The 24,234-nt window shown below is 41.3% G+C and carries 24 protein-coding genes and 1 riboswitch; of the genes, 13 read left to right on the top strand and 11 right to left on the bottom strand.

What is annotated here, in order from left to right:
- From HZC45_07070 to HZC45_07020, 11 genes are all read right to left on the bottom strand, one after another.
- The coding region (locus HZC45_07070; GenBank protein MBI5682908.1) for a DASS family sodium-coupled anion symporter at positions 1-1,128 on the bottom strand (1,128 nt) is incomplete at its 3' end.
- Positions 1,129-1,226: 98 nt separating this feature from the next.
- On the bottom strand, positions 1,227-2,444 hold the full coding sequence (locus tag HZC45_07065) for a radical SAM protein (GenBank protein ID MBI5682907.1): 1,218 nt from the start codon (positions 2,442-2,444) through the stop codon (positions 1,227-1,229).
- A 111-nt stretch (positions 2,445-2,555) separates the two neighbouring features.
- Positions 2,556-3,362, bottom strand: coding sequence for a molybdopterin-synthase adenylyltransferase MoeB (gene moeB / locus HZC45_07060; protein MBI5682906.1), 807 nt, complete (start codon positions 3,360-3,362; stop codon positions 2,556-2,558).
- Between the two features lie 84 nt (positions 3,363-3,446).
- Positions 3,447-3,905 carry a M67 family metallopeptidase gene (locus HZC45_07055; GenBank protein MBI5682905.1) on the bottom strand — a complete coding sequence of 153 codons (459 nt, stop codon included), beginning with the start codon at positions 3,903-3,905 and terminating at the stop codon, positions 3,447-3,449.
- Between the two features lie 96 nt (positions 3,906-4,001).
- Positions 4,002-4,940, bottom strand: a complete 939-nt coding sequence (locus HZC45_07050) for a cysteine synthase (protein MBI5682904.1) — start codon at positions 4,938-4,940, stop codon at positions 4,002-4,004.
- Between the two features lie 203 nt (positions 4,941-5,143).
- On the bottom strand, positions 5,144-5,380 hold the full coding sequence (locus tag HZC45_07045) for a FeS-binding protein (GenBank protein ID MBI5682903.1): 237 nt from the start codon (positions 5,378-5,380) through the stop codon (positions 5,144-5,146).
- Positions 5,346-5,657, bottom strand: a complete 312-nt coding sequence (locus tag HZC45_07040) for a MoaD/ThiS family protein (protein ID MBI5682902.1) — start codon at positions 5,655-5,657, stop codon at positions 5,346-5,348. The genes HZC45_07045 and HZC45_07040 overlap by 35 nt, the downstream gene beginning before the upstream one ends.
- 147 nt (positions 5,658-5,804) lie before the next feature.
- Positions 5,805-7,064 carry a threonine synthase gene (locus HZC45_07035; protein ID MBI5682901.1) on the bottom strand — a complete coding sequence of 420 codons (1,260 nt, stop codon included), beginning with the start codon at positions 7,062-7,064 and terminating at the stop codon, positions 5,805-5,807.
- 100 nt (positions 7,065-7,164) lie between these two features.
- Positions 7,165-7,308, bottom strand: a riboswitch (SAM riboswitch).
- A 135-nt stretch (positions 7,309-7,443) separates the two neighbouring features.
- On the bottom strand, positions 7,444-9,693 hold the full coding sequence (locus HZC45_07030; GenBank protein MBI5682900.1) for a UvrD-helicase domain-containing protein: 2,250 nt from the start codon (positions 9,691-9,693) through the stop codon (positions 7,444-7,446).
- Between the two features lie 118 nt (positions 9,694-9,811).
- Positions 9,812-10,813 carry a D-glycero-beta-D-manno-heptose-7-phosphate kinase gene (gene rfaE1 / locus HZC45_07025; protein MBI5682899.1) on the bottom strand — a complete coding sequence of 334 codons (1,002 nt, stop codon included), beginning with the start codon at positions 10,811-10,813 and terminating at the stop codon, positions 9,812-9,814.
- Positions 10,810-12,042 carry a glycosyltransferase family 4 protein gene (locus HZC45_07020; GenBank protein ID MBI5682898.1) on the bottom strand — a complete coding sequence of 411 codons (1,233 nt, stop codon included), beginning with the start codon at positions 12,040-12,042 and terminating at the stop codon, positions 10,810-10,812. Before HZC45_07020 ends, rfaE1 begins: the two co-directional genes overlap by 4 nt.
- Positions 12,043-12,416: 374 nt before the next feature.
- On the opposite strand from HZC45_07020, the gene HZC45_07015 reads away from it, so the two are divergent.
- The 13 genes from HZC45_07015 to HZC45_06955 all read left to right on the top strand — a co-directional run.
- The gene (locus HZC45_07015; protein MBI5682897.1) at positions 12,417-13,025 is read left to right on the top strand and encodes an N-acetyltransferase; all 609 of its coding nucleotides are present in this window, start codon (positions 12,417-12,419) and stop codon (positions 13,023-13,025) included.
- A complete protein-coding gene (locus tag HZC45_07010) occupies positions 13,018-13,983 on the top strand; it encodes a GDP-mannose 4,6-dehydratase (GenBank protein MBI5682896.1) in 966 nt (321 codons plus the stop codon). The genes HZC45_07015 and HZC45_07010 overlap by 8 nt, the downstream gene beginning before the upstream one ends.
- Positions 13,980-15,086: a DegT/DnrJ/EryC1/StrS family aminotransferase gene (locus HZC45_07005; GenBank protein ID MBI5682895.1), complete on the top strand. Its 1,107-nt coding sequence runs from the start codon at positions 13,980-13,982 to the stop codon at positions 15,084-15,086. Before HZC45_07010 ends, HZC45_07005 begins: the two co-directional genes overlap by 4 nt.
- Positions 15,074-15,613, top strand: a complete 540-nt coding sequence (locus tag HZC45_07000; GenBank protein ID MBI5682894.1) for an acyltransferase — start codon at positions 15,074-15,076, stop codon at positions 15,611-15,613. Before HZC45_07005 ends, HZC45_07000 begins: the two co-directional genes overlap by 13 nt.
- Before the next feature lie 64 nt (positions 15,614-15,677).
- Positions 15,678-16,820, top strand: coding sequence for a glycosyltransferase (locus HZC45_06995; GenBank protein MBI5682893.1), 1,143 nt, complete (start codon positions 15,678-15,680; stop codon positions 16,818-16,820).
- A complete protein-coding gene (locus HZC45_06990; GenBank protein MBI5682892.1) occupies positions 16,821-17,738 on the top strand; it encodes an NAD-dependent epimerase/dehydratase family protein in 918 nt (305 codons plus the stop codon).
- Positions 17,739-17,742: 4 nt separating this feature from the next.
- Positions 17,743-18,906, top strand: coding sequence for a glycosyltransferase family 4 protein (locus HZC45_06985; protein MBI5682891.1), 1,164 nt, complete (start codon positions 17,743-17,745; stop codon positions 18,904-18,906).
- Positions 18,891-19,904, top strand: a complete 1,014-nt coding sequence (locus tag HZC45_06980; GenBank protein MBI5682890.1) for a glycosyltransferase family 4 protein — start codon at positions 18,891-18,893, stop codon at positions 19,902-19,904. Before HZC45_06985 ends, HZC45_06980 begins: the two co-directional genes overlap by 16 nt.
- Entirely contained in the window at positions 19,901-21,025 is a 1,125-nt protein-coding gene (locus HZC45_06975) for a DegT/DnrJ/EryC1/StrS family aminotransferase (GenBank protein MBI5682889.1), read from the top strand. Before HZC45_06980 ends, HZC45_06975 begins: the two co-directional genes overlap by 4 nt.
- A complete protein-coding gene (locus tag HZC45_06970; GenBank protein MBI5682888.1) occupies positions 21,022-22,698 on the top strand; it encodes a hypothetical protein in 1,677 nt (558 codons plus the stop codon). Before HZC45_06975 ends, HZC45_06970 begins: the two co-directional genes overlap by 4 nt.
- Positions 22,699-22,711: 13 nt before the next feature.
- Positions 22,712-23,278 carry a radical SAM protein gene (locus tag HZC45_06965; protein ID MBI5682887.1) on the top strand — a complete coding sequence of 189 codons (567 nt, stop codon included), beginning with the start codon at positions 22,712-22,714 and terminating at the stop codon, positions 23,276-23,278.
- 191 nt (positions 23,279-23,469) lie between these two features.
- On the top strand, positions 23,470-23,829 hold the full coding sequence (locus HZC45_06960) for a four helix bundle protein (GenBank protein MBI5682886.1): 360 nt from the start codon (positions 23,470-23,472) through the stop codon (positions 23,827-23,829).
- Positions 23,830-23,884: 55 nt separating this feature from the next.
- Positions 23,885-24,234 (top strand): asparagine synthetase B (locus HZC45_06955; GenBank protein ID MBI5682885.1); only part of this gene is annotated, 350 nt, incomplete at its 3' end.

Below are 24,234 nucleotides of genomic sequence, written 5' to 3'. Positions count from 1 at the left end.
TGTTAAAAGGGAAAATACCGCTATAACAAGAACAGGGCTGTTTGCCCAATCACCAATCACTGTATTTGCAAGCCATGCTGCTGCGCCTGATTTTTCCATTGCCGCGCCTAACGTTATAGCGCCGCCGTACATAAGTATTATGCCCCAGTTCACATACTCCTCTATATCCTTCCATGCTACAAGTTTAAAGATAAAAAGGGCAACAACAGAGATGATTGCTATATTTGCAATACCTACCTTCTTGCTGAAAAATAACCATAAGGATATGGTTATGAGCATCAAAATCCCTACAGCATATTCAGTATAACCTATTTTACCGAGTTGCTTTATCTTTCTTTCAAAGACAGTTTTTGCCAGATGTATATCTTCTATATCAGGACGGAAAAAACTTGTGAGCCATAAATATCCGATAATGAGTAATATCACAACCACTGGGAAGGTTGCGCTTGTATATTCAAAAAAACCAATGCTCACACCTGTTGACTCTTTAAGCATACCAACAGCAAGAGGGACCCTCGCGCCTCCAAGAAATGTCGCTACGCCACCTATTACACACCCCCACGCAAGTGCAAGGAATAATGACTTTGCATAATCTGACCTGCCAGGCTTAAGATTCAACCCCTTTGCTATCTCAAGGACAATGGGAAACAGCATCGCAGCCACTGCATGCTCTGACATAAAAAACGATAAAACTGCTGCAAGCAGGAATATTGAAGTAAGAAGCCCTTTTGGTGTCCCGCCGAATCTGTTCATTATTATAAGGGCAATCCTGCTTGAAAGTCCTGAGTGCATTACTGCGCCTGACAGTATGAATGCACCTAGTATAAAAAATACCGCCTCGTTTCCGAACAGGGCATAGGTTGCCTTCTTATCAAGAACACCCAAAAGGGGCACCATTACAATTGCCATGAGGCTTGTTATGGCAAGGGGAAGAACCCCTGTAACCCAAAATATGAGGCATACAGTAAAAAGGGCTATCGCCCTCTGCCCTTCAATCGTAAGACCCTGAGGTGTAGGTATACTTATAAGATACCAGAAGGTCATGGCAACTGCTAAAAAAAATATTGGTCTTAATGACCTTGATAAAACTATTATCCCTATTGGTCTTCTGTCTATGACTATCTTCATGTCGCTACGCGCCAGACTACAGATACCAGTTACCAGACACAAGACACCAGACAGTAGACAGTAGTCTGTAGTCTATAGTCTATAGTCTGTAGTCTGTTTTACCCTTCTCCCACCTCTTTAACCCTTAACTTCCTTCTGAGCGTTGAGAGCCCCCATGCAGCCTTAAGCCCTAACTTTGTTTTATAAAACCTTTCCATAAGTGTCTTGCTGGACTTTGAGTGTGCAAAAAACCTTGCCTCAATAGGGGTCGTTATGACACTTATATCCCTTACCCAGTGCGTATTTATCTTGTTTCTCTTTACAGCATGATAGAGGTGTCCGTAAACAGGCATAACCTCATCCATAGACGGAACTTTATAGCCTGATAATTTAGCACTGCCTGAAGGTCTGTATATCGGGAGTATAGGCACAACCCCGATACCTGTAAAAAAGTCTATCCCTTTCATAGTTGACTCAGACGGCTCAAGTCCTACAATCAAGTGTGTTGCAACAGTGCCGTTTGGGAAAACCTTCGCAGCATATTTAAGGGCATTTATATATCTTTCCCTGCCGATTAGTTTATCCCTGCCCGGACATATCTCTTTAAACAGTTTTTCATCAAATATCTCCATGTTATATAATACAGAATCAGCGCCCACTGCATATGTCTCATCTATGCAATGGTTTTCCTTTGGCGGAAGGGCTTCAACAGCAACCAATGTATTGAAGTGCTTTTTTATCGCCTTTATATACGGCTTTAAAAACTCTATGCCGCCGTCGGCTGCCTCTGAAAAACCAATAGAGAGGTAAACAACCTCATCCTTCCCCTCCTTATATGCTGCCTCAACAGTCTCCAGCACCTCCTCAACAGTATAAACATTGCCCTTGCCTGTATTAAAATTTCCTGCACAATACCTGCACTCTATATTCATATTAAAAAATTCGCACCTTGTATCAGGGGTTATAGCAACATAACCGCCGTGCACTACACCTATCTTTGAAAGAGGTATTCCTGTTGTTGTTTTTAATTTATAAAACTCAGGCTTCGGTATTATCTTAACCTTCACAGATTCTGTGCCTAGTTTTACAAAAAACTTCCCATCGTGTCGGATAAGTTCATAGGGTGAATTCTTTACAAAATTCTTAAGAAAAGGCACGTTCACCCATGTATTATAAGGGAGCATTATATCCAGCCCGCCTGTAATACCTGAATACTCATAACCCTGATTCAGTCCTAAAACACAGGCAGTCTCATCCCCAACCCTGATACCATTAAGCATCAGGTCAATCTTGAGATATGCAGGGTTGTGGAGATATGTGTTATGTTTTTGTTTCATTGTAAATAATAAATTCAAAAATTAAAAATAAAAATGCAAAATGACAAATCAAAATGTAAAAATAAAAAAACAAAATACCTTAATTTTGATTTTTGATATTTGACTTTTGATTTATTTTCTTATCTCACACTCCTCTTCATACAGAACCAAATCCTTTATTGTCGGGGTTTCTCCGCACAAACTGCACTGCGGGTCCCTTCTCACCTTAACCCTTCTGAATGTCATGCCAAGTGCATCAAATATAAGTAGATGACCTGCAAGTTCATCACCTATTTTTAAAATCTGTTTAATCGCCTCAACAGCCTGAATAACACCTATAACACCAGCAAGCGCACCTAAAACCCCTGCCTCCTGACAACTCGGAACAAGCCCTTTTGGCGGCGGTTCAGGGTAGAGACATCTATAGCACGGCTTGCCTTCATGCGGCTTGAATATTGTCACCTGTCCGTCAAACCTGAACATACTCCCTGATACAAGGGTCTTTTTCTCAAAGAAACAGGTATCATTCATCAGAAAACGGGTTGGAAAATTATCACTGCCGTCAAGGATAACATCATAGTCCTTTATGATTTGTCTGATATTATCAATACCCAAACGTTCATTATATGCAACCACCTTTACATCGGGGTTTAAATCTTCAATAGTCCTTTTTGCAGATTCTACCTTCGGAATACCAATCTTTGAAGTAGAGTGTATAATCTGCCTCTGCAGATTGGATAAATCCACACAATCTGCATCCGCTATGCCGATTGTCCCGACCCCTGCAGCAGCAAGATAATAAAGCGCCGGAGAGCCAAGCCCGCCTGCGCCAAGCACAAACACCTTCCCTTTTAGCAATTTCGCCTGTCCCTTTCCACCAACCTCAGGCAGGATAATATGCCTTGAATACCTCTCTATTTGTTCTTCTGTGAAGTTCATAAAGTCAGACCCAAGACTACAGACTCAAGACTAAAGACTAAAGATTAAAGACCTGAAAAACTAAGTCAGTCTATAGTCTGAAGTCTAATGTCTGAAGTCTATTCTTATCTCCTCCTCTTTAAACGATTCTCCTTCATCTTCAAATGTCCACGATTTTACTGAAACATCTTTTCCATTACGCACAGAGACAATAATATATGAATAAAGCGGCCATGCCCGCTGCCTGTCAAATTCAGATGGTCTGTCAGGATGGTCAGGATGGGAATGGAAAAAACCAATCACATCCAGCCTCTCTTTAGACGCCTCTTTTTCAACTCTTAACAAATCTCTAGGATCTATTTCATACCTGTCATTAGCCCTGTCTTTATTTATGTTCTCCAGAGGATAAATCCTTAAAATATTTTTTACAATCCCTGACCCCTGACCCTTGACCCCTGACCCCTGCTTTTGCTTGCCAACTAACACACCGCATCCTTCGTAAGGATAAGATTCCTTCGCATGGTTGATAATCCCGTTATAAATATTTTTAGATAGATAAAGCATAAAAAAACCGCTATAGGCTATGGGCAATAGGCTATGGGCTATGGGTTATGGGTTTTTCCTATTGCCCATCACCTCTAGCCTATTGCCTGTTCTTTTTCACTCCCACAGCGCCGTAGATGAATACCTGTCCCCGCTGTCAGGAAATATGACAACAATCACGCCTTCTTTTAATTCCTTTGCAATCTCCAGAGCACCCCACATGGCAGCACCTGATGATTGCCCAACAAAAATCCCCTCTTCCCTTGCAAGCCTTTTTGCCATATCATAAGATTCCTCTGTTGGCGCAGAAATCTTTTTATCAATCTTATCCTCGTGGTATATGCCCGGTACAATGGAAGAAGACATATGTTTTAAGCCCTCAAGACCATGCAGGGCTGCTGCAGGCTCAACTGCAATGACCTGTATATCTGGATTAAATTCCTTGAGCCTCCTGCCTGTGCCCATGATTGTCCCGCCTGTGCCTATTCCTGCGACAAGGTACGTTACCCTCCCGCGTGTCTGTTCTATAATCTCTGGGCCTGTGGTATCATAATGTGCCTGAGGGTTAGATGGGTTATTATACTGGTCAAGTTTGCAGTATTTATCAGGGTTTTCTACATAAAGTTTCCATGCAAGCCGAATAGCGCCGTCAGAACCTTCCATTGGGCTAGAGTAAACAGTCTTTGCTCCAAATGCCTTTAAAATCTTCTTTCTCTCACTACTTACATTTTGCGGCACAACAAGTTCCACCTGATAACCTTTAACTGCCCCAATCCACGCATAAGCAATACCAGTATTCCCTGATGTGGAATCAAGAATGATTTTATCTTTTGTAAGTCTTCCGGCATCTTCTGCATCCTTTATCATCCTGAAGGCTGCCCTGTCTTTGACAGAACCTCCGGGATTATAACCTTCTAACTTGCCGTAAATCTCCACACCCTTGCTTATCCCCTGTGCAATACTGTTTATTTTAACCAGAGGTGTATTACCCACAAGTTCAAGGGCAGAGCCTTTTGGATTTCTGTATCCCCAGTTTATCTTCTGCTTCTCGTTCATATATAACCTTTCTTTACAATATTGGTAAAGAATCTTCTTAAATAAAAAGGGCAAACTCTTTGCCCTTAAAACACTCAATAGAAATATCTAAATAAACAATGTAAAGTTAAAATACACGGGACAGATTTTAAATCTATTCCTAAGTTCCTGTATACAATTTTTGAATTTATTGTTTTGATATTTCTATTTAAACTGCTTTACCTTCACTCTACTACATCCAGTTCAATCGGCTCTACCTTAACACCCTTTTCCACAAAGAAGTTTATTGCCTTCTCTATCTCATCAGGCTCTCCGTCAAGTTCAAGGGCAACAAGACCTATACCACCGGAAACTGTTGCCTGCCTTATATTAGTTACAACTTTATACAGGTGTCCCACATTGTAAATGAGCGGCTCCCTGATAAGTTCAGGCGGATAGGTCAGATATATACGTTTTTTCAACACTTCCTCCGGCAATGGCTGGGATTATAGAAACCTCATCCCCATCTTTTAGTTCTGTATCTGTACTGTTTTTAAATCTTATATCCTCATCATTAACATATATATTTACAAACCGTCTTATCCTGCCGTCATCCTCGCAAATCCTCTCTTTCAAACCAGGATACTGTCTTTCAATATCATTTATAAGTTCCCTGACATCTTTGCCTGCGCCTTCTACTTCATCTTTACCATTTGTAAGTTTTCTAAGTGGTGTTGGAATCCTTACCTTAATTGCCATGCCTATCCTCCTTTTTAGTGTAAAGCGTTTAGAAGTGTAAAGTGTAGAGCGAAAAACGAAAAATTAAAACTTAAAGTTTAAAACTTCCTTAACTTCTCGCCTTTCGCCTTTCAATATACTACACATTTCAAAAACCTTTTTCAAGACTTATGCTGACCTTTTGACAGGATAACTCTTATTTTGTGTTTTAAGCAGTTCGTCAAATTCTGCAAGTCTTGCACTTATTGTCATTGGTTCGCCAATCTTTCCAACAAGTGCCTCCTGTGTTTTAAGACCGTTTCCTGTTATTGACACAACTATTGACTCATCCTTTGGTATCCTTCCCTGCTCAATCAGTTTCTTCGTAACACCAAGTGTAACCCCGCCTGCTGTCTCTGTGAAGATGCCCTCTGTCTCTGCCAGAAGTTTCATGGCATCTATAATCTCATCATCTGATACATCCTCACCCCAGCCGCCGCTTTCCCTTATCACCTTTGCAGAATAAAATCCATCTGCTGGATTACCTATGGCAAGGGACTTTGCAATTGTTTTAGGTCGGACAGGTTTAATCAGTTCTGTCCCCTCTTTAACCGCTGTTGTAATAGGGGCGCAGCCTGTTGCCTGAGCGCCGTACACCTTTGTCCCAAGAATATCAACCAACCCAAGTTTATGAAATTCCTTAAACCCCTTCCATATCTTTGTGATAAGAGAGCCGCCTGCCATTGGCACTACAATATGCTTGGGCAGTCTCCATCCCATTTGTTCTGCTATCTCATAGCCAAATGCCTTTGACCCTTCAGCATAATATGGCCTTATATTTATATTCACAAATGCCCATCCGTATTTACCTGCAATCTCGCTGCACAGACGATTAACCTCATCATAATTACCTTTTATCGCAACCAGGTTTGTGCCGTAAACAAGTGTTCCAAGTATCTTTGTCTGCTCCAGATCATAAGGGATAAAGATATAACTCTCCATACCGCATGCTGCTGCATTTGCAGCAACAGAGTTTGCAAGGTTTCCTGTTGATGCACATGCAACCACCTTGAAGTTAAACTCAATTGCCTTTGATATGGCAACTGCAACCACCCTGTCCTTAAAAGACAAGGTAGGATGATTAACAGCATCATTTTTTATATACAACTCTTGGACACCAAGTGCCTTCTCAAGATTCCTTGCCCTCATAAATGGTGTAAAACCAACATCAAAACCAACTGCCGGGTCCCCATCAATCGGCAGGAATTCCCTGTATCTCCACATATTCGGAGGTCTTTTTGAGATGACATCCCTGCTGACAACCTTTTTAATCTCTTCATAATTGTAGTTTACTTCCAGCGGACCAAAGCAGTACTCACATACATGGAGCGGCTCTTTAGGATACTCCTTCCCGCATTCCCTGCACTTAAGCCCTTTTACAAAACTCATATCCCACCTCGTGTTATCTTAACCCTGCACTACAGATTGGGTGCCGGGTTTGTCCAAAAAAAAACCCCTTCTTGAAATTAAGAAGAGGCTTTTATCCTGATTCTTATCTTTCAAGGCGTTTTATGGGGACAGATTTTAAATCAGTCCCCACATACCTTGCTGGAATTAGCACCTGTCATCCTGTTTTTAAGGATCGGTTGCTGTGGCTTCACAGGGCCAGTCCCTCCGCCACTCCGGATAAGTTACATCCATATTCTTCAATTGTTGCAGGTATATTAGATAATATAAATCAACATTTTTTGTCAAGAGAAAATTTTTGCGTTATTTTTGCATTATTTGAATATCTTAATGGTTCTATCCAATAGTTCCATTTCTGCTTTTAATAAGGAACAAGTCCAGCAAGTCTTAAAACAAGTTTTTTTTGTCCTGCATTCTGGAATGCAACCACCACCTTAATATTATCGCCAACACCCTCTGTTGCCTTAATAACACCTACACCAAAATTAGGATGCCTTACCTTCATGCCGACACTTGGCGCAGACTCATCGGCATATTCGTAATGGACATCTTCAGATGCACATCCTGTTTCCTGTGTCCTATATCGTGCATCCTTATCCATTGCCTCTTGACCCATGACCATTTTTCTCCCTGATGGGAGAAAAATCCCATGACCCTCTTTTATACCTGACCCTATTATTTCAATATACTCCGGGTCTATCTCATCTATAAACCTTGACTGACCCCTGAAACTGGTATCTCCGTAAACTGTCCTCTGTCTTGCAGCGGTCATAAATAGTTTGTGCATTGCCCTTGTCATGCCCACATAACAGAGTCTCCGCTCCTCCTCAAGTTCATTCTCGCTCCCTTCATCTATTGACCTTGAATGCGGAAATAATCTCTCTTCCATGCCCACCATAAATACAACAGGGAATTCAAGCCCTTTTGCAGCATGGATAGTCATCATTGTTATACGGTTATGTTTATCCTCAAATGTATCTATATCGCTTATGAGCGCCACATGGTCTAAAAAATCAGAAAGGGGCGCACCCTGTCTTGTCATTTCAAAATCCTTCATAGCAGATATGAGTTCATGAATATTCTCAATCCTGTCTTTTGCCTCGTCTGTCTCCTCTTCCTCCCACATCTTGATATAGCCGCTCTCTTCAAGAAGACCTTTTGCTGCCTCATGCATGGATGTTTTGCTAAGTAGTCCCTTAAACCGCTGGAGCAAAGACACAAACCCTGTCAGTTTTTGAAGGGTGACTACCTTTATTGTATGCACAGCATCTGAATTATCTGGAAGTAACTTCAGGCATTCAAAAATAGAAACACCCTTTTCTGCTGCAAGACCTGCAATCTTATCAAGGGTTGTCTTGCCGATGCCTCTTGGCGGCGTGTTTATTATCCGCATCAAAGAAAGTGAATCATCAGGATTTGCCAGAACCCGTAAATATGCAAGACTGTCCTTTATCTCACGCCTGTCATAAAACCTTAAGCCGCCCACAATGGTATAAGGCATTCCGCTCCTTATAAAGTGTTCTTCAAAGATTCGGGACTGGGCATTGGTGCGATAGAATATGGCAAAATCCATGTGCCTGTATCCGCTTATCTGCATAAGATTTACAATCCTTGCTGCTGTAATCACAACCTCATGGTGTTCGTCCCTTGCCATCTGAAATACAGGCAAGTCGCCTTGCAGATTTTTTGTCCAGAGTGTTTTGCCAATCCTGTTCACATTCTTTTCTACTACTGAATTTGCAGCAAGGAGGATATTTTTTGTTGAACGGTAGTTCTGTTCAAGTTTTATTATTTTCACATCAGGATAATCCTTTTCAAAATCCAGTATGTTTCTTATATCAGCACCCCTCCAGCCATAGATGGACTGGTCTTCATCCCCTACAACACAGAGGTTCTTGTGCTTTTGGGCTATAAGATTGATTAAGATATACTGGGCGCGGTTTGTGTCCTGATACTCATCAACCAGTATATATCTAAACCTGTCCTGATATTTCCTTAAAACATCTTGTGCCTGATTAAATAGTTTTATTGGCTCGCATATCAAGTCGCCAAAGTCCAATGCCCTGTTGGAATGGAGTTTATCCTGATAGAGACTGTAAATAGATGATGTCCTTCGGGTAAAGAAGTCTTTTGCGGAAAGCCCATAGTCTTTGGCAGATACAACCTCATTTTTTGCCTGATTTATATGAGAAAGGACAGCCCTTGGACTAACAGACTTCTCACTGATGCCCAGTTCTGCCATACAAAGTTTTACTAAAGACAACTGATCATTATCATCATAAACAATAAAATTTGAATCATAGCCAATATGCCCGCCATCCTGCCTTAATATGCGAAGCCCTGTGGAATGAAATGTGCCGAGCCAAAGTCCTTGCCCTGCATGGCCGAGTATCTTTTCAAGACGCTCCTTCATTTCCTGCGCAGCCTTATTTGTAAATGTAACCGCAAGGATTTGGTGAGGCTTTACCCCTTTTTCCTTGATTAGATAGGCAATCCTGCAAGTTAAAGCCCTTGTCTTGCCGCTGCCTGCGCCTGCAAGGATAAGGACAGCGCCGTCTATTGTTTTTACAGCCTCAATCTGTTTGGGATTTAAGTTTTTAAGAAAGTCCATATAGTCAAACAACCTATCAACCATGCAATAAAATGTCAGGCAAGATGCCTGACCTATTTCTGCTCCTCAAGATTGAACCAGCGGGAAAACGCCGATAAATCGGCATACTACGGTTGTATTATATTTTCAAACCCTCTTTTAACGCACCCTTCAACTCTTCTGGTGTAACCGTTGCAGTGCCAATCTTACCCACAACAATGCCTGCTGCATAGTTTGCTATAACTGCTGCCTCTTTGAGAGTAGCGTCTGCAGCAAGGACAAGGACAAGGGAACCTATAACAGTATCACCTGCGCCTGTAACATCATATACCTCTTTTGCAACAGTGGGTATATGGGTTATGCTGCCGTCTTTTTCAAACAAACTCATGCCATGCTCTCCCCTTGTTATCAGTATAGCATCACTCCCAAGTCTGTTAAGGAGGACTTCACCTGCCCGAAGCAGACTAACATCATCCTTAATATCAATCCCTGATGCCCTTGATGCCTCATCATTATTCGGTGTTATAACTGTCACATCTTTATAAAAATCAAAATGGCTGACCTTTGGGTCGACTGCTATCACCTTTTTATTTTGTCGGGCAATACCAACAAGTTCCTCTATCAGTTCTCGTGAAACAATACCTTTGGCATAATCAGAAATCACCATTGCATCAACCTTCTTTATCCTATTTTTTACATAGTCCAGTATCCTATTCGTTGTATCAAGATTAAGGTATTCATCATTCTCCCTGTCAAACCTAACAACCTGCTGATGATGGGCAATTATTCTTGTCTTTATAATTGTTGGCCTCGTCCTGTCAATAATCAAACCATCTGCCATCATGCCCTTCTTATTCAGTTCCCTGACAAAAGACCTGCCTGCCTCATCATCGCCTATAACCCCGCATAAAAAGACACTCCCATCAAGGGAGTTTATATTATTTGCTACATTTGCAGCACCGCCCAGCATCATATTTTCTGATGTCACCTTAACCACAGGCACAGGCGCCTCAGGGGATATTCTGGACACCTTGCCCCATATAAAGTGGTCAAGCATAAGGTCTCCAATCACAAGGATGCGCTTCCTTTTAAAATTATTTAATATAGAAACGGCTTTTTTTAAGTTTAAGAGTTTTTTCATTTAACCCCCGTCATGTTTATGAGTTTTAAAAATCCCTCAACATTTTTTTCTATTGTATAATCTTCCGCCTTTTTTCTTGCCTGGACACCCATTTTATTCCTTTTATCAATATCAAGAAGGGGTATTATCTTTTCAGCAATCTCTTCGGGATTTGCAGGGTCTTCAATTATCATCCCGTCTTCTTTATCTGCAAGTATCTCTGATGCGCCGTTTATCCTTGATGTTACAACAGGAAGCCCTGCTGCCATTGCCTCAAGACAGGCATTGCTGAAAGGTTCGTAAATAGACGGAAGGCAGAACACATCGCCTGCATAGTAGCAGTCTATTACACTTTTTAAAGGCCCTGTAAAGATTATATCTTTTTCTATTCCAGATTCTAGCGCAAGGTTAAAATATTTTTTTATATTCCCTTTTCCAACAACAAGCAGTTTTATATTGTCATATCCATTAACCTTCAGCAGCCCAAACGCCTTTATAAGAAATCCAAGCCCCTTTCTTTCAAAACCCGAGCCGACAAAAAGCAAGATAATTGCACCATCTGATATATTAAACCTTTTTCTAAAAGCGCGCCTTGATTCATCTTTTCCTTTCAGGTCAAATTTCTTTATATCAATGCCGTTGTATATAACGCAAATCTTTTCTTCAGGCAATTTATAATGCCTTATTATCTCCTCCTTGCCGCGGTTTGAGTTTGCAATGACAAATTTCAGTTTTTTGCTATTAAAAAGTTTTTTTTCCAGATAAAGGAGTGTAAAATGAAGTGGATTCAAACAAGTTATAACTTTTCTTATTGTTCTTCTGACCCATGCCCCATGCCCCATGCCCCATGCCTTTTCTCTATGTATGAGCCATTCTCTATGACAGCCGTCCCCTGCCCTGCAAATGTCTTGATATAAGGTTCTGTCGAAACTTACAATAACATCAAGTTGCGCCTTCTTGACAGCAAAGTATGAGTTGACCGCAAACGACAATATTCGCAAAAACGACGGCCCAAATGTCTTTACTTGATGGAATATGATATTTGGGTTTTGATTTCCGACCTCTGACCTCTGACCCCCGATAGATACATTCGGGGGCAGGCCCCTGACTTCTGACTTTCCATCATCCCACTTGTTTGCAAATATATGGCAGATATGTCCTTTTCTGACAAGTTCTTTTGTAAATCGCGAGAGAAAGACCTCTCCTCCTCCATAAGGGGTATAACTTTTTCTTATAAGTGCTATATCCAACTTACCAACCCTCGCAAATGGCGACAACAATCCCAAAAATCAATGTCTATTTTTGGGACAATCTTAAATGTGCTGTATTATACCTCGTTATAAGTTCATTAGCGACTATAATTTCTTTGAATTTCTTTGAGTTTTATAGACCATCCACAATGACCTGACAAACAAGAATGGTCAGATGGTATAATTTTCCTTTTACAGTAATCGTCTTATCCTCCCTTCAGGGAGGATTCTATCCTTTTTCTTAATTTAGAGGAAAGATTTTACACTATACTTTTGAAAGTTATGAAGCAGATTTACAGAGAAAATAGTTGACAGCGTCCTCATATTTACAGTAAAAATATGAGTATCTTACTTTTTCCGCCAAAGAGAACTAAATGAAAGAAAAAAAATATTTTGCACACGAAACCGCAATTATAGAATCCAATGCAAAGATAGGAGATAATACAAGGATATGGCATTTTGCCCATGTGAGGGAAGGCTCAACAATAGGATCAAACTGCACGGTTGGCAAGGACTGTTTCATTGATACCTCTGTAGTAATAGGAAATGGTGTTAAAATCCAGAACGGTGTATCCATTTATAAAGGGGTCAGTATAGAGGACGATGTTTTTATAGGTCCGAATGTAACCTTTACCAATGACCCATATCCTAGGGCATTTTCCAAAAACTGGAATATTAGGCAGACTCACATTAAGAAAGGGGCATCTATAGGCGCCAACGCCACCCTCGTATGCGGGATCAATATAGGCAATTACTCTATGATAGCGGCAGGTTCGGTGGTAACAAAGAACGTCCATGATTTCTGCATAATAGCAGGCAATCCTGCAAAGATACAAGGCTTTGTTTGCATATGCGGCTCAAAACTGAATGAGTTTGAGAGAAAATGCGATAGCGCCGTATTTAAATGCAATAGTTGCAATAGCGAAATATCAATACCCATTGCGATAGTGGATTCTGCGCATCAAAGGAAACACGATGAATAATGATCAAAAGACAATTCTTGTAACAGGCGGCGCCGGCTTTATAGGCAGTCATCTTGTGGATGCGCTGATAGAGCGCGGTTATTCTTCTATAGTGGTTATAGATGACCTTTCACTTGGAAGGCTTTCAAACTTAGACAATGCACGACAAAGGAATTCTGATATTGAGTTTTATAAAATGGACCTTGCTGTTGACGATCTGCTGGCGCTGAGAGATAAACACTTTGACATAGCCTTCCATATGGCTGTTATACCACTGCCTGCCAGTCTGGTACATCCCAAGGAGACAGTAGATAGGAATATCGCCATGACCACTGCTGTATGCGAAATGGCAAGAAACAGGCAGATAAGACGTCTTATAAATTTTTCATCTTCCGAGGTATATGGGAGCGCCAAGATAGTCCCTATGAACGAAGAACATCCCATGGAGCCGTCAACACCTTATGCTGCAAGCAAGATGGCAGGGGACGCCGTTGTCTTTTCCTATATGGAAACCTTCGGCATAGATGCGGTAACAGTAAGACCGTTCAACAACTATGGACCAAGGCAGAACGACACCATATATGCGGGTATAATTCCCATAATTATCAATAGGGCATTGAAAAGAAACCCGATTTTCATATTTGGCAATGGAATGCAGACAAGGGACTTTATATTCGCAAAGGATACTGTAAATGCTGCCATTGATTTCGCACTAAAGACAGAATATTCAAAGGGAGAGGAGATAAACATAGCGAGCGGTAAAGAGACCTCCGTAAATGAACTGGTAAGCACGATACTGCAGATAATGGATGTTGAAGATTTGCCGATAGAATATCATCCGCCGCGGCCCGGTGATGTGCGCCGTCACCTGGCTGATATTACAAAGGCAAAACAGTTGATAAACTTTGAACCAAAGACCACATTAATAGATGGTCTTGAAAATACAATAAAGTGGTATAAAGAAAAGAATAACAGATGAGACTGTCAGTTCCGGTTATTGATGAAAATGAATTGGAGGCTATTAAAAAAGTCCTAACCTCTGGTTATTTAACCATGGGACCAGTGGTCGCAGAATTTGAAAATGCTGTAGCTGAATACACAGGTGCAAGATATGCCATAGCAACCACATCGGCAACCACCGCACTTCACCTGTCAATGGTCGCCTTGAATATAGGCAAGGGAGATGAAGTAATTGTGCCTTCTTTCACATTCCCGGCTACGGTTAATGTGGTTATCCAGCAGGGTGCAGTGCCTGTGCTTGTTGATATAGACTTACATACCTTCAATATCTCCATAGAAAGTCTGAAGGCAGGAATTACACCTAAGACAAAGGCAATAATGCCTGTTCACCTCTTTGGACTGTCAGCGGACATGTATGCACTTATGGAAATAGCCTCTGAAAAGGGGATACATGTGGTTGAAGACGCTGCCTGTGCCCTTGGAAGCCTTTATAATGGGAAACAATGTGGAACCATCGGAGATATTGGCTGCTTCAGTTTCCATCCAAGGAAGATTATCACAACCGGAGAAGGCGGTATGGTTATAACCAATAATCATGAGATTGGAGAGAGGGTAAGGGGACTGAGACAGCACGGCGGTATAAGGATGGACAACAGGTTCTATTTTTCAGAACCCGGGTTTAATTACCGTATGAGCGATATCAATGCAGCCATAGGACTCTCTCAGATGAAAAAGATCAAATGGATAATAGAAAGAAGACGAGATATTGCAAAGAATCTAACTGACGGACTTTCAGGTGTAAAGGGATTTATTTTGCCCTCCGAACCTTCATGGGCATTCCATACATATCAAACCTATGCAATAATATTAGATAAATCCATTGATAGAGATTTGTTCATTCAGGGACTCAAGCAAATGGGAATTGAAGCCACGATAGGAACATATGCCATTCACATGGAGAAATACCTACATCAATTGTATCCTTATAAAGAGCAAGATTTACCCAATGCAGCAAAGGCATTCAGGCAGACCGTTGCTGTACCATTGTATCCTCAAATGACCGATGAAGAGATTGAAAGACTTATTAAAGCCGTCAGAGAAACAATCACATGTCTCACATAAATTCTAAATCAAATAAAAACAGAAGACATCTGGGAGCAGGCAGACCTATCAAAAAACTCTTCAGGAAAATCGGAAAGAATGTCATTATTGAGCCCGGTGTCAGAATATTCAATCCAGAGAATATTGAGATAGGAGACTCTCTTTATATAGGGCATAACACATTTATAAATGCTTACCATAAAGGTGAAATTATATTAGGTGAAAACACATGGATAGGGCAGAACTGCTTTTTACACGGAGCAGGTAAAATAAGGATAGGTTCTCATACAGGCATAGGACCCCATGTAAAAATACTTACCTCTGTTCACGATTTTGATTCCGAAAAAAAACCGATAGTCGCATATCCCTTAAAATTCGCCCCTGTAATAATAAAGGATGGCTGCGACATAGGGATAGGATCAATAATACTTCCCGGAGTGACCATAGGCGAGGGCAGCGTCATAGGCGCCGGCAGCGTTGTTACAAAAGATGTCCCTGAATATACTGTCTGGGCAGGTGTCCCTGCAAAGATGATGAGAAGACGTTGAAGATTTAATGGTTGTTGCGTTAGAAAAATCTGGTCTTGTTGTAAAGTAAAGTTTTTAGTCCAATATGTTTACCAAACCATCAAGTAATATCAAAATCATCCGGGTTGTTGTGGGCTTAAATCAGGGCGGTGTCCAGCAGATGATACTGAACCTCTTTAATGGGTTGAACAAAGAAGTCTTTGAACCCATTGCCCTCGCTATTGAAAACACCGGTGCCATCGGCAGGGAGATTGAAAATGCGGGTTTTAGGGTTATAAATTTAGGCTTAAAAAGAGGACCTCTTTCCTTTTTCATGATAGTGAAAAGGCTTGCCGATGTTTTCAGAGAGGAGCGACCTCACATAGTCCACGGCTCCAGTTATTATCCAAGTGTCTATTCAAGGGTTGCTGCGAGACTGACAGACGTGCCTATTTTAATAAGCCATGAGCATACTATCTTTCAGAAGAACAGGCTGAAGCGTCAGTTCGTGGGACACCTCATCAGCAAATTTACAGACAGACATATTGCAGTGAGTAACGAGGTTAAGAATCATGTAGTGCAGTGGTATAAGATTCCCCCTGAAAAGGTTGAGACTATCTACAACGGTGTTGACACGGAATACTTCACTCCTAAACTTTCTAAAGAAGATGCAAAGAAAAGGCTTAATATAGAACCGGATGTGTTTGTGATAGGATATGTGGGAAGGCTGTCTCATGAAAAGGGACACAGGTATCTCTTTGATGCAATTGCAGGACTGAAAGACAGATTTCCCTTAAAGGCAGTGATGGTCGGGACCGGAAAGGGCGAGAAGGAGATTATGCGGCATGCGAAAGATGCAGGGGTTGAGGGGATAGTGCATTTCTTGGGATTGAGAAGGGATATTCCTGAAATCCTCTCTGCCTTTAATGTCTTTGTGCTGCCAAGTATTCAGGAAGGCTTTTCCAATGCCCTCGTTGAGGCAATGGCAATGGGCTGCCCTGTGGTTGCCACTGCAGTATCAGGGAACAAAGAGGCAATTGTTGATGGCATTGAGGGGTTCCTTATCCCGCCTGCAGACGCTGGGACAATGGCATCAGCCATTGAAAGGCTATATGCAGACAGGGTTTTGAGAAAAAAAATGTCCGCTGCCGCAAGGCAAAGGGTTGAGGAACATTTCAGCCTAAAACAGCATATTGAAAAGATTGAAAGGCTGTATATCTCCTTGCTGAAAGGGAAGGGGTTAATTTAGATGAAGGCGCTTTTATTGGGGGGAAGCGGTTTTATTGGTCATCATCTGACAGAGGCATTGCAGGCTAAAGGTATTGAGCCGCTTGTAGTGGACATGATGCCTCCTGCAATACAGAACATCCCGTTTACAACCGTTGACCTGTGCAGCCTCACCGATGACAATCAGGTGTTTAAGGGCATAGATGTGGTCTATCACCTTGCATGGACTACTATCCCAAAGACATCCGGAGACAACCCGGAATATGATGCCGCATCAAATATCCCCATGAGCATCAGGATACTCAATGCCTGTATAAAAAATAATGTGAAAAAGATTGTCTTTATCTCCTCAGGTGGAACTGTTTACGGCATACCAAAAACAGTCCCGGTTGCGGAGGGACATCCCACAGACCCGATATGCTCATATGGTATAACAAAACTCTGTGTGGAGAAATACCTGATGATGTATAATCATCTGCACGGTCTGGATTATGTTGTCATCAGACCGTCCAATCCATTTGGGGAATACCAGAACCCCTTTGGAGAACAGGGGGCTATTAGCGTATTCCTCGGTCATTTAATCAAAAGAATGCCCATTAACATCTGGGGCGACGGCAGTGTAGTGAGGGATTTTCTCTACATTGGCGACCTTGCAGATGCAATGGTTAGAATTCTTGATTATCGTCCTGCTGCTACGGATGAGCGGATATTCAATGTGGGAAGCGGCATGGGATATTCTTTAAATGATATCCTAGACATTATCCACAGGGTTACAAATATACGGCAGGAGGTCATTTACACAGAGGCACGTAGGGTGGATGTGCCGTTAAATATCCTTGATATCTCACTTATCAGGGAAAAGATAGGGTGGTTTCCGCAGTTTGATATGGAAGATGCGGTGGAGCGAACATGGAAATGGCTGAAAGACAATATACGGTAGCCCTATGGAGATAATCTATTCAGCGGCAGCAAGACTTGGGGGTGTGGGCATTGCCAATGTAGTCAACCACGCAGTCAATGCTATTTACAGGGCAGGGTATCTTAAAAAGGTTATCGTCTATGGCAACAGTCAGGGTGCAGTCCCAACCTCCCTTATAAAGAATGTATGGTTTCAGCCCACAAAGGTTTTCTCCTCTCTCTCCTCAAGGTATTATTATTCCATGAAGAGGATGTGGCTTGATTATAATGCTTCAAGATATATAAAGGGACATGGCTGCCATATATTCCACGGCTGGACACATGAATGCCTGCGCTCTGCAAGAGAGGCTAAGAAACAGGGCGCAATTACAATTGTTGAAAGGGGCTACTGCCATCCCCTTTACAGCAAAAGGGTGTTAGATGAGGAATATGAACGATGGGGGCTGAAAAGGCACCCAGAGGGAAGGATTATCCTCAAAAAATACGACCATTGGCACAGGGAAGAGACAGCGGCGTTGGAGGAGTTTGAAGAGGCTGATTATGTCTTTGTCCCGGCACAATTTGCAAAGGATACATTCCTTGAATATGGATTTCCTGAACAGAAGATAGTGATAATACCACGGGCTGCTGATATGGACTATTACAGACCATCAGAAAAAAAGAAGGACATCTTCAGGGCGGTATTTGTCGGCATGCTGAACATAAGAAAGGGCATCCCCTATCTCCTTGAGGCATGGAGGCAACTCAACCTAATGGATGCTGAACTTATGCTTGTGGGATCGGTTCATGACGAGATAAAATCATTTCTCCAGAGGTATAAGGGGGTAAAGAATATAAGAATTACTGGTTTTGTGAAAAATCCTGTGGAACTTTATAACAGCGCCTCTGTCTTTGTCTTCCCCACCCTTGACGAGGGCAGCGCCAAGGTTACCTACGAGGCAATGGCATGCGGACTGCCTGTTATTACCACACCTAATGCTGGCTCTCTTGTAACAGACGGTATTGACGGCTATCTTGTCAACATAAGGGATGTGGAAGCGATGAAAGAGAAGATTTTATTTCTCTATAATAACCCTGATGCAGGCAAAGAGATGGGCAGACAGGCACGACTGAATATAGAGCCTTATACATGGCAGCGGTATGAACAGAACCTGATAGCCAAATACGAAGAGATATGGGAAAGACAATAAAAACATTGGTTCTCCTCACAAAAAGGCAGCCCCCTTCAAGCAGGGTGAGGTTTACTGCCTGCCATGATGAATTTCTAAAACACGGCATAGAGACCGAATTCATCCCCATCCCGTCAGGGGCAATTGAAAGATTAAGGTTATTTCTAAAGACACGGAAATACGACACAGTTATTATCCAGAAAAAGACCTCATTCAAGGGGATTGAACTGACTTTAATGAGACACCTCAATCCAAACATAATATTTGATTTTGACGATGCGGTTATGTTTCACGAACTTGAGCATGACAGACCGCTGACAGGCAAGGATATAATAAAGTTTTTGAGGACAATCAAATACTGCAGGGCAGTGGTCGCAGGAAACAGGTTTCTGGCAGAGTTTGCGACACCGAACTGTCCCAATGTTTTTGTCCTTCCTACACCCATAGACACAAAGAAATACAGCCTAAAGGACTACTCAGGAGAAAAGGACAAGGTAGTAATCGGATGGATAGGGGTATCCGGCAACCTCAAATACCTGAAAGCCCTTGAGCCTGCATTAAGAGAGATTTGCAAGAGGCATCCTCATGTTGTCTTGAAGATTATCTCCAATGAAGCCCTTCAGATGGACGGGGTTAATGTGGAATGCAAAAAATGGCAGATTGAAGATGAGATAGGGGATTTAAAAAGCCTTGATATAGGCATAATGCCCCTTGACGACTCCCTGTGGGCAAGGGGCAAATGCGGCTATAAGATACTGCAATACATGGGGGCAGGAGTGCCTGTTGTTGCCTCTCCAGTAGGCATAAATGCAGAGTTTATCCGACATGGTGAAAACGGTTTTCTGGCAACGAATATTGAAGAATGGGAAAGGTGTTTAGAGCAGATTATTGAAAATCCGGAGTTGCGGATACAGATGGGGCTAAAAGGGCGAGCAACGGTAGAAGAGAAATACAGCGTTAAGAGATACGCAAAGGAGTATTCTGATATAATGAAAAGTTTGCATGGACTAAAAAAATGAAAAAAATAGAGTTTTACCAGCACAATATAACCTCAAAAGATATAAAAAGGGCATCCGATGTCCTAAAATCCATCTTCCTTACCACAGGAGATGAGGTTTATGAGTTTGAAAAAAAGTTTTCCTCATATCTTTCAATAAACAATACGATTGGATTAACAAGCTGTACCGCTGCGCTTCATCTTGCCCTCCTCGCGTGGGATATAGGCACTGGCGATGAGGTAATCACTACACCTTTAAGTTTCTGTGCAACATCAAATTCGGTGATTCATGCAGGCGCAAAACCCGTCTTTGTTGATGTGGAGGAAGACACTGGAAATATCAATGCCGAATTAATAGAGGATGCAATTACTGAAAGGACAAAGGCAATAATGCCTGTCCATCTGTACGGACAGATGTGTGACATGAAAAGTATAAGTCAAATAGCCGATAAGTACAACCTTGTTGTTATAGAGGACGCAGCACATTGTATTGAAGGAAGTCGTAATGATATAAGAGTAGGGCAACTTGGTGATGCCGCTTGCTTTAGTTTCTATGCAACCAAGAATATTACATCAGGAGAAGGGGGAGCAATTTCAACAAATAACAACGAGAAATCCGATTTGCTGAAGATGATGCGGACACATGGCATTGACAAATCAGCTGCTGACAGATATACAAAAAAATACAGACACTGGGATATGCCCGTGCTTGGCTGGAAATACAATATGGACAACATACATGCGTCTTTGCTTATCGGACAGTTGCAAAAAATAGACGAGCTTCATGAAAAAAGAGAGCAATTGTGGTCGTACTATGTTGACAGACTTTCGTCTGTCAAGGGGATAAGACTACTTAAAGATATGCCTGATTCTGTACATGCAAGGCACTTGTTTACAGCGCTCGTTGCCCCTGACAGGAGAGATTCCATATTGTGGCAGATACAGGACAACGGTATAGGGGTTGCTGTAAATTACCGTGCGATCCATCTTTTAGAATACTATCGCCGGACCTATGGCTATAAAGAGGGTGATTTCCCTGTAGCCGAGGATATTGGAAACAGAACAATATCTCTCCCACTCTATCCAAAATTAAGCAGAAAGAATATAAAATTTATCGCTCAGACCTTTGCAGCGATTTTATGAGATTCCCTAAAAAAGACAATATCATTATACTGTTAATTTTTCTTATTATTTCTCTGATATGGGTGACAGCTGCTTCAGTCAGGGATGTTGAAGACCTTAATAGCGATCAGCAATATGTATTAACCCATGCCGTCAAACACTTAAAACCGGATCTCTATCAGAAAGACCTTCTCTATCAACATGATGTGGCAGATTCATATATACCGTTGTATCTCAATTATCTTGGCTTCGCCTATAAAACAACAGGAAACCTTAATGCAGGATACAAGTTTTTTGTTTTTCCGCTCAACTTTATTTATCTTATAGGCGCATATCTGCTGTTTAAAGAGATTATCAATAAAAAATGGCTTCCAGTCATCCTTGCTGTTGTTTCATCCATGCCTTTGTCCGTACCAATTGCAGGCGAATATTTTGGAATCGGACCTATACAGATGATCACTGCACGGACTGTTTTTACTGCTTTTTTTCCTTTTGTAGCCCTCATGTTTTACAAGTGGATAGATATGCCGCCAAGACTTTTTATCGTTTTTTTTATTATCGGACTGCTGTCAAATATTCATCCGCCTTCAGGCTTATTCCTTACCGAAATCTTTATACTTGTCCTTCTCTTTTATAAGCCTTTTAACCTGAAAAATATTGCATATGTATGCGGTTATGGGGTCGTAATGCTCGCAGGCGCTATTTATTTTGTTATCGCCCAGTTGAAAACGGCCGATATTGTAAATGTTCCGCAGGGGTCCCTGAATGAAATATTTAAGACGGGCATTTCCTACCTGTTTTATCCATTTCATACATTGACATTTATTCCGCAGCAGATGCTTCATATAATTACGGCAGTTCTTATAATCTCGCCCCTCATATTCATTGTGCTCTTCAGACTGAAAAGAGAGAATAAACTAACCGTAAAATTGTTTATTGCTTTAAACATTGTTATGCTCTTATATATACTTGCAAGTGAAATTAAGAATTACCTTGTTCTTATCACTATCTTGATAATCTTCTCAGAGTCTTTTATTTGGGACAGGAAAACAAGATTGTGGACATACTTTGGTATCGCAGCATTCATGGTAGGCATAGGCGGTGTTCTGGCAGGGCAGTATATATTTTCAGCATTGAATCTCTCTTCACTTTTTGGTAATCAGATCAGGGCAACGAGATTTTTGGGATTTTATGTGTATTTGTTATTTGCCCTCGTCTTGAGAGGGGTTGACATAAAAGCATTAAAACCTTACAAAAAGGCTGTGCTAACCTTGCTTGTAGTACTTGTAGTGTTTTCATCTCTAAGACATACCTATCGCACTTATATTAGATATAAGCCGTCCGTAAATACGGAAATGGCACAGATGGCAAAGTGGGCAAACGAGAATACAGCAAAAGACACAGTGTTTATGACAGACTCCCTGACATTCAGACTCGTATCAGAGAGGGCTGTTTTTGTATGTAAAAAGGATGGACCTGCATTCTATTATTCCTATCCACATCTTGCTGAAGAGTGGGTCAAAAGGCTTGGCGAGATAAGTACAGCAAAAAAATCCTCTCAAGACCTTGTTACCCTTGCAAAACGCTATGATATTCATTATGTTATACTATCTGATAAGGGTATGCTTAATGATTATGATGTTCTTTATAAAACAGAACACCTTGCACTGGTAAATATAGACAGTAAATTATAGAGAGGAAGTCAAAATGAACGAAGAAGAAATTTTTAACCAGCAGCTTGCAGATAAAAGACTGGAAGAGGCTGCGGATTTCCCCAAAGTAGTTTTAATAGATACAATCAGTTTTTGTAATCTTATATGCTCCATGTGTGTTCATCCAGATATGAAAAGAAAGAAAGGCATTATGCCGTGGAAACTGTATACAAATATCATTGATGAAATCGCTGAAACAGACAAAAATGTAAGGGTATGGGATGTATTTTTTGGCGAGGCATTGATACTAAAAAAAAGAAAACCCACTATCTTTGACATGATTGCATATGCAAAGGAAAAGGGGCTGACAGATGTGGTCATAAACTCAAATGCAAATCTTCTTGATAAAGAGGCAGCAACTGATTTGATAAAATGCGGGCTAGACGCTATTTATGTAGGCATAGACGCATTTAAACCCGAGACCTACGCAAAGCTCAGGGTAGGCGGAAATTACGACAAAACAGTAAAAAATGTGATTAATCTGCTCTCTCTAAAAAAGGAACTTCATGCCTCAAACCCAAAGGTTTTTGTCCAGTTTGTGGAAATGGATATAAACAGATGAGATATGGAACGGGAAACTCAAAGAACTAAGATATTTGCACACATCAGGAAGATTTGACGACCTGCCTGAAAACTGCAGAAACTGTAAGGACTGGCAGTCTGCAAGGTCAGATTATTATAAGACATAGGCAATAGGTAATAGGCTATGGGCAATGGGAAATACGACAGTGAAGAGGAGATGGACAATAGGTTATGGGAAAGGATGGATTTCAGGGGTTGGTAGTCTGGCAAAAAGCCAAAGAATTGGCAGTCCGAATTTATAAAATTTCAAATGAAGGATCTCTTGGAAAAGATTTTGGGCTTCGAGATCAAATAAGAAGATGCGCTGTCAGCATTCCAAGCAATATTGCGGAAGGAGACGAACGCAATACCGACAAAGAATCTATCAGATTCTTTTATATAGCCAAAGGCTCACTCGCTGAATTGCGCACTCAACTACAGATTGCACTCGAAGTTGGGTATATTGGAAAAGATGTTTTTGAATCTTTGGATAGTGATTGTAAGGAGATAGGGAGAATGCTTGGGGCACTTATCAAATCAAGATGTTCATAGCATTTAGATTTTCATCTATCGCCTATCGCCCATAGCCTATAGCCTGGAGTTTTTTATGTGCGGCATCTGCGGATTTACAGGTAAACCAGATAAAACTTCCCTCAAAAGAATGACAGACTCCATCCTGCATCGCGGACCTGATGAAGATGGTTTTTATTCTGACGGAAGCATAAATCTAGGCATGAGACGGCTCTCCATCATTGATGTTGCTACAGGGCATCAGCCTGTCCATAATGAGGATAATGCCCTTTGGATTATCTTTAATGGGGAGATATATAATTACAAGGAATTAAGAGAGGATTTAGAAAAAAAAGGGCATAAATTTTATACAGACCATTCTGATACAGAGGTTATTGTTCATCTCTTTGAAGAACATGGAGAAGATTTTGTCCACAAGTTGAATGG

Source organism: Deltaproteobacteria bacterium (genome assembly GCA_016223005.1).
GTDB lineage: Bacteria > Desulfobacterota > GWC2-55-46 > UBA9637 > GWC2-42-11 > JACRPW01.
Note: the sequence above shows the minus strand (reverse complement) of the source record. Positions and strands in the feature narration are given on the sequence as shown.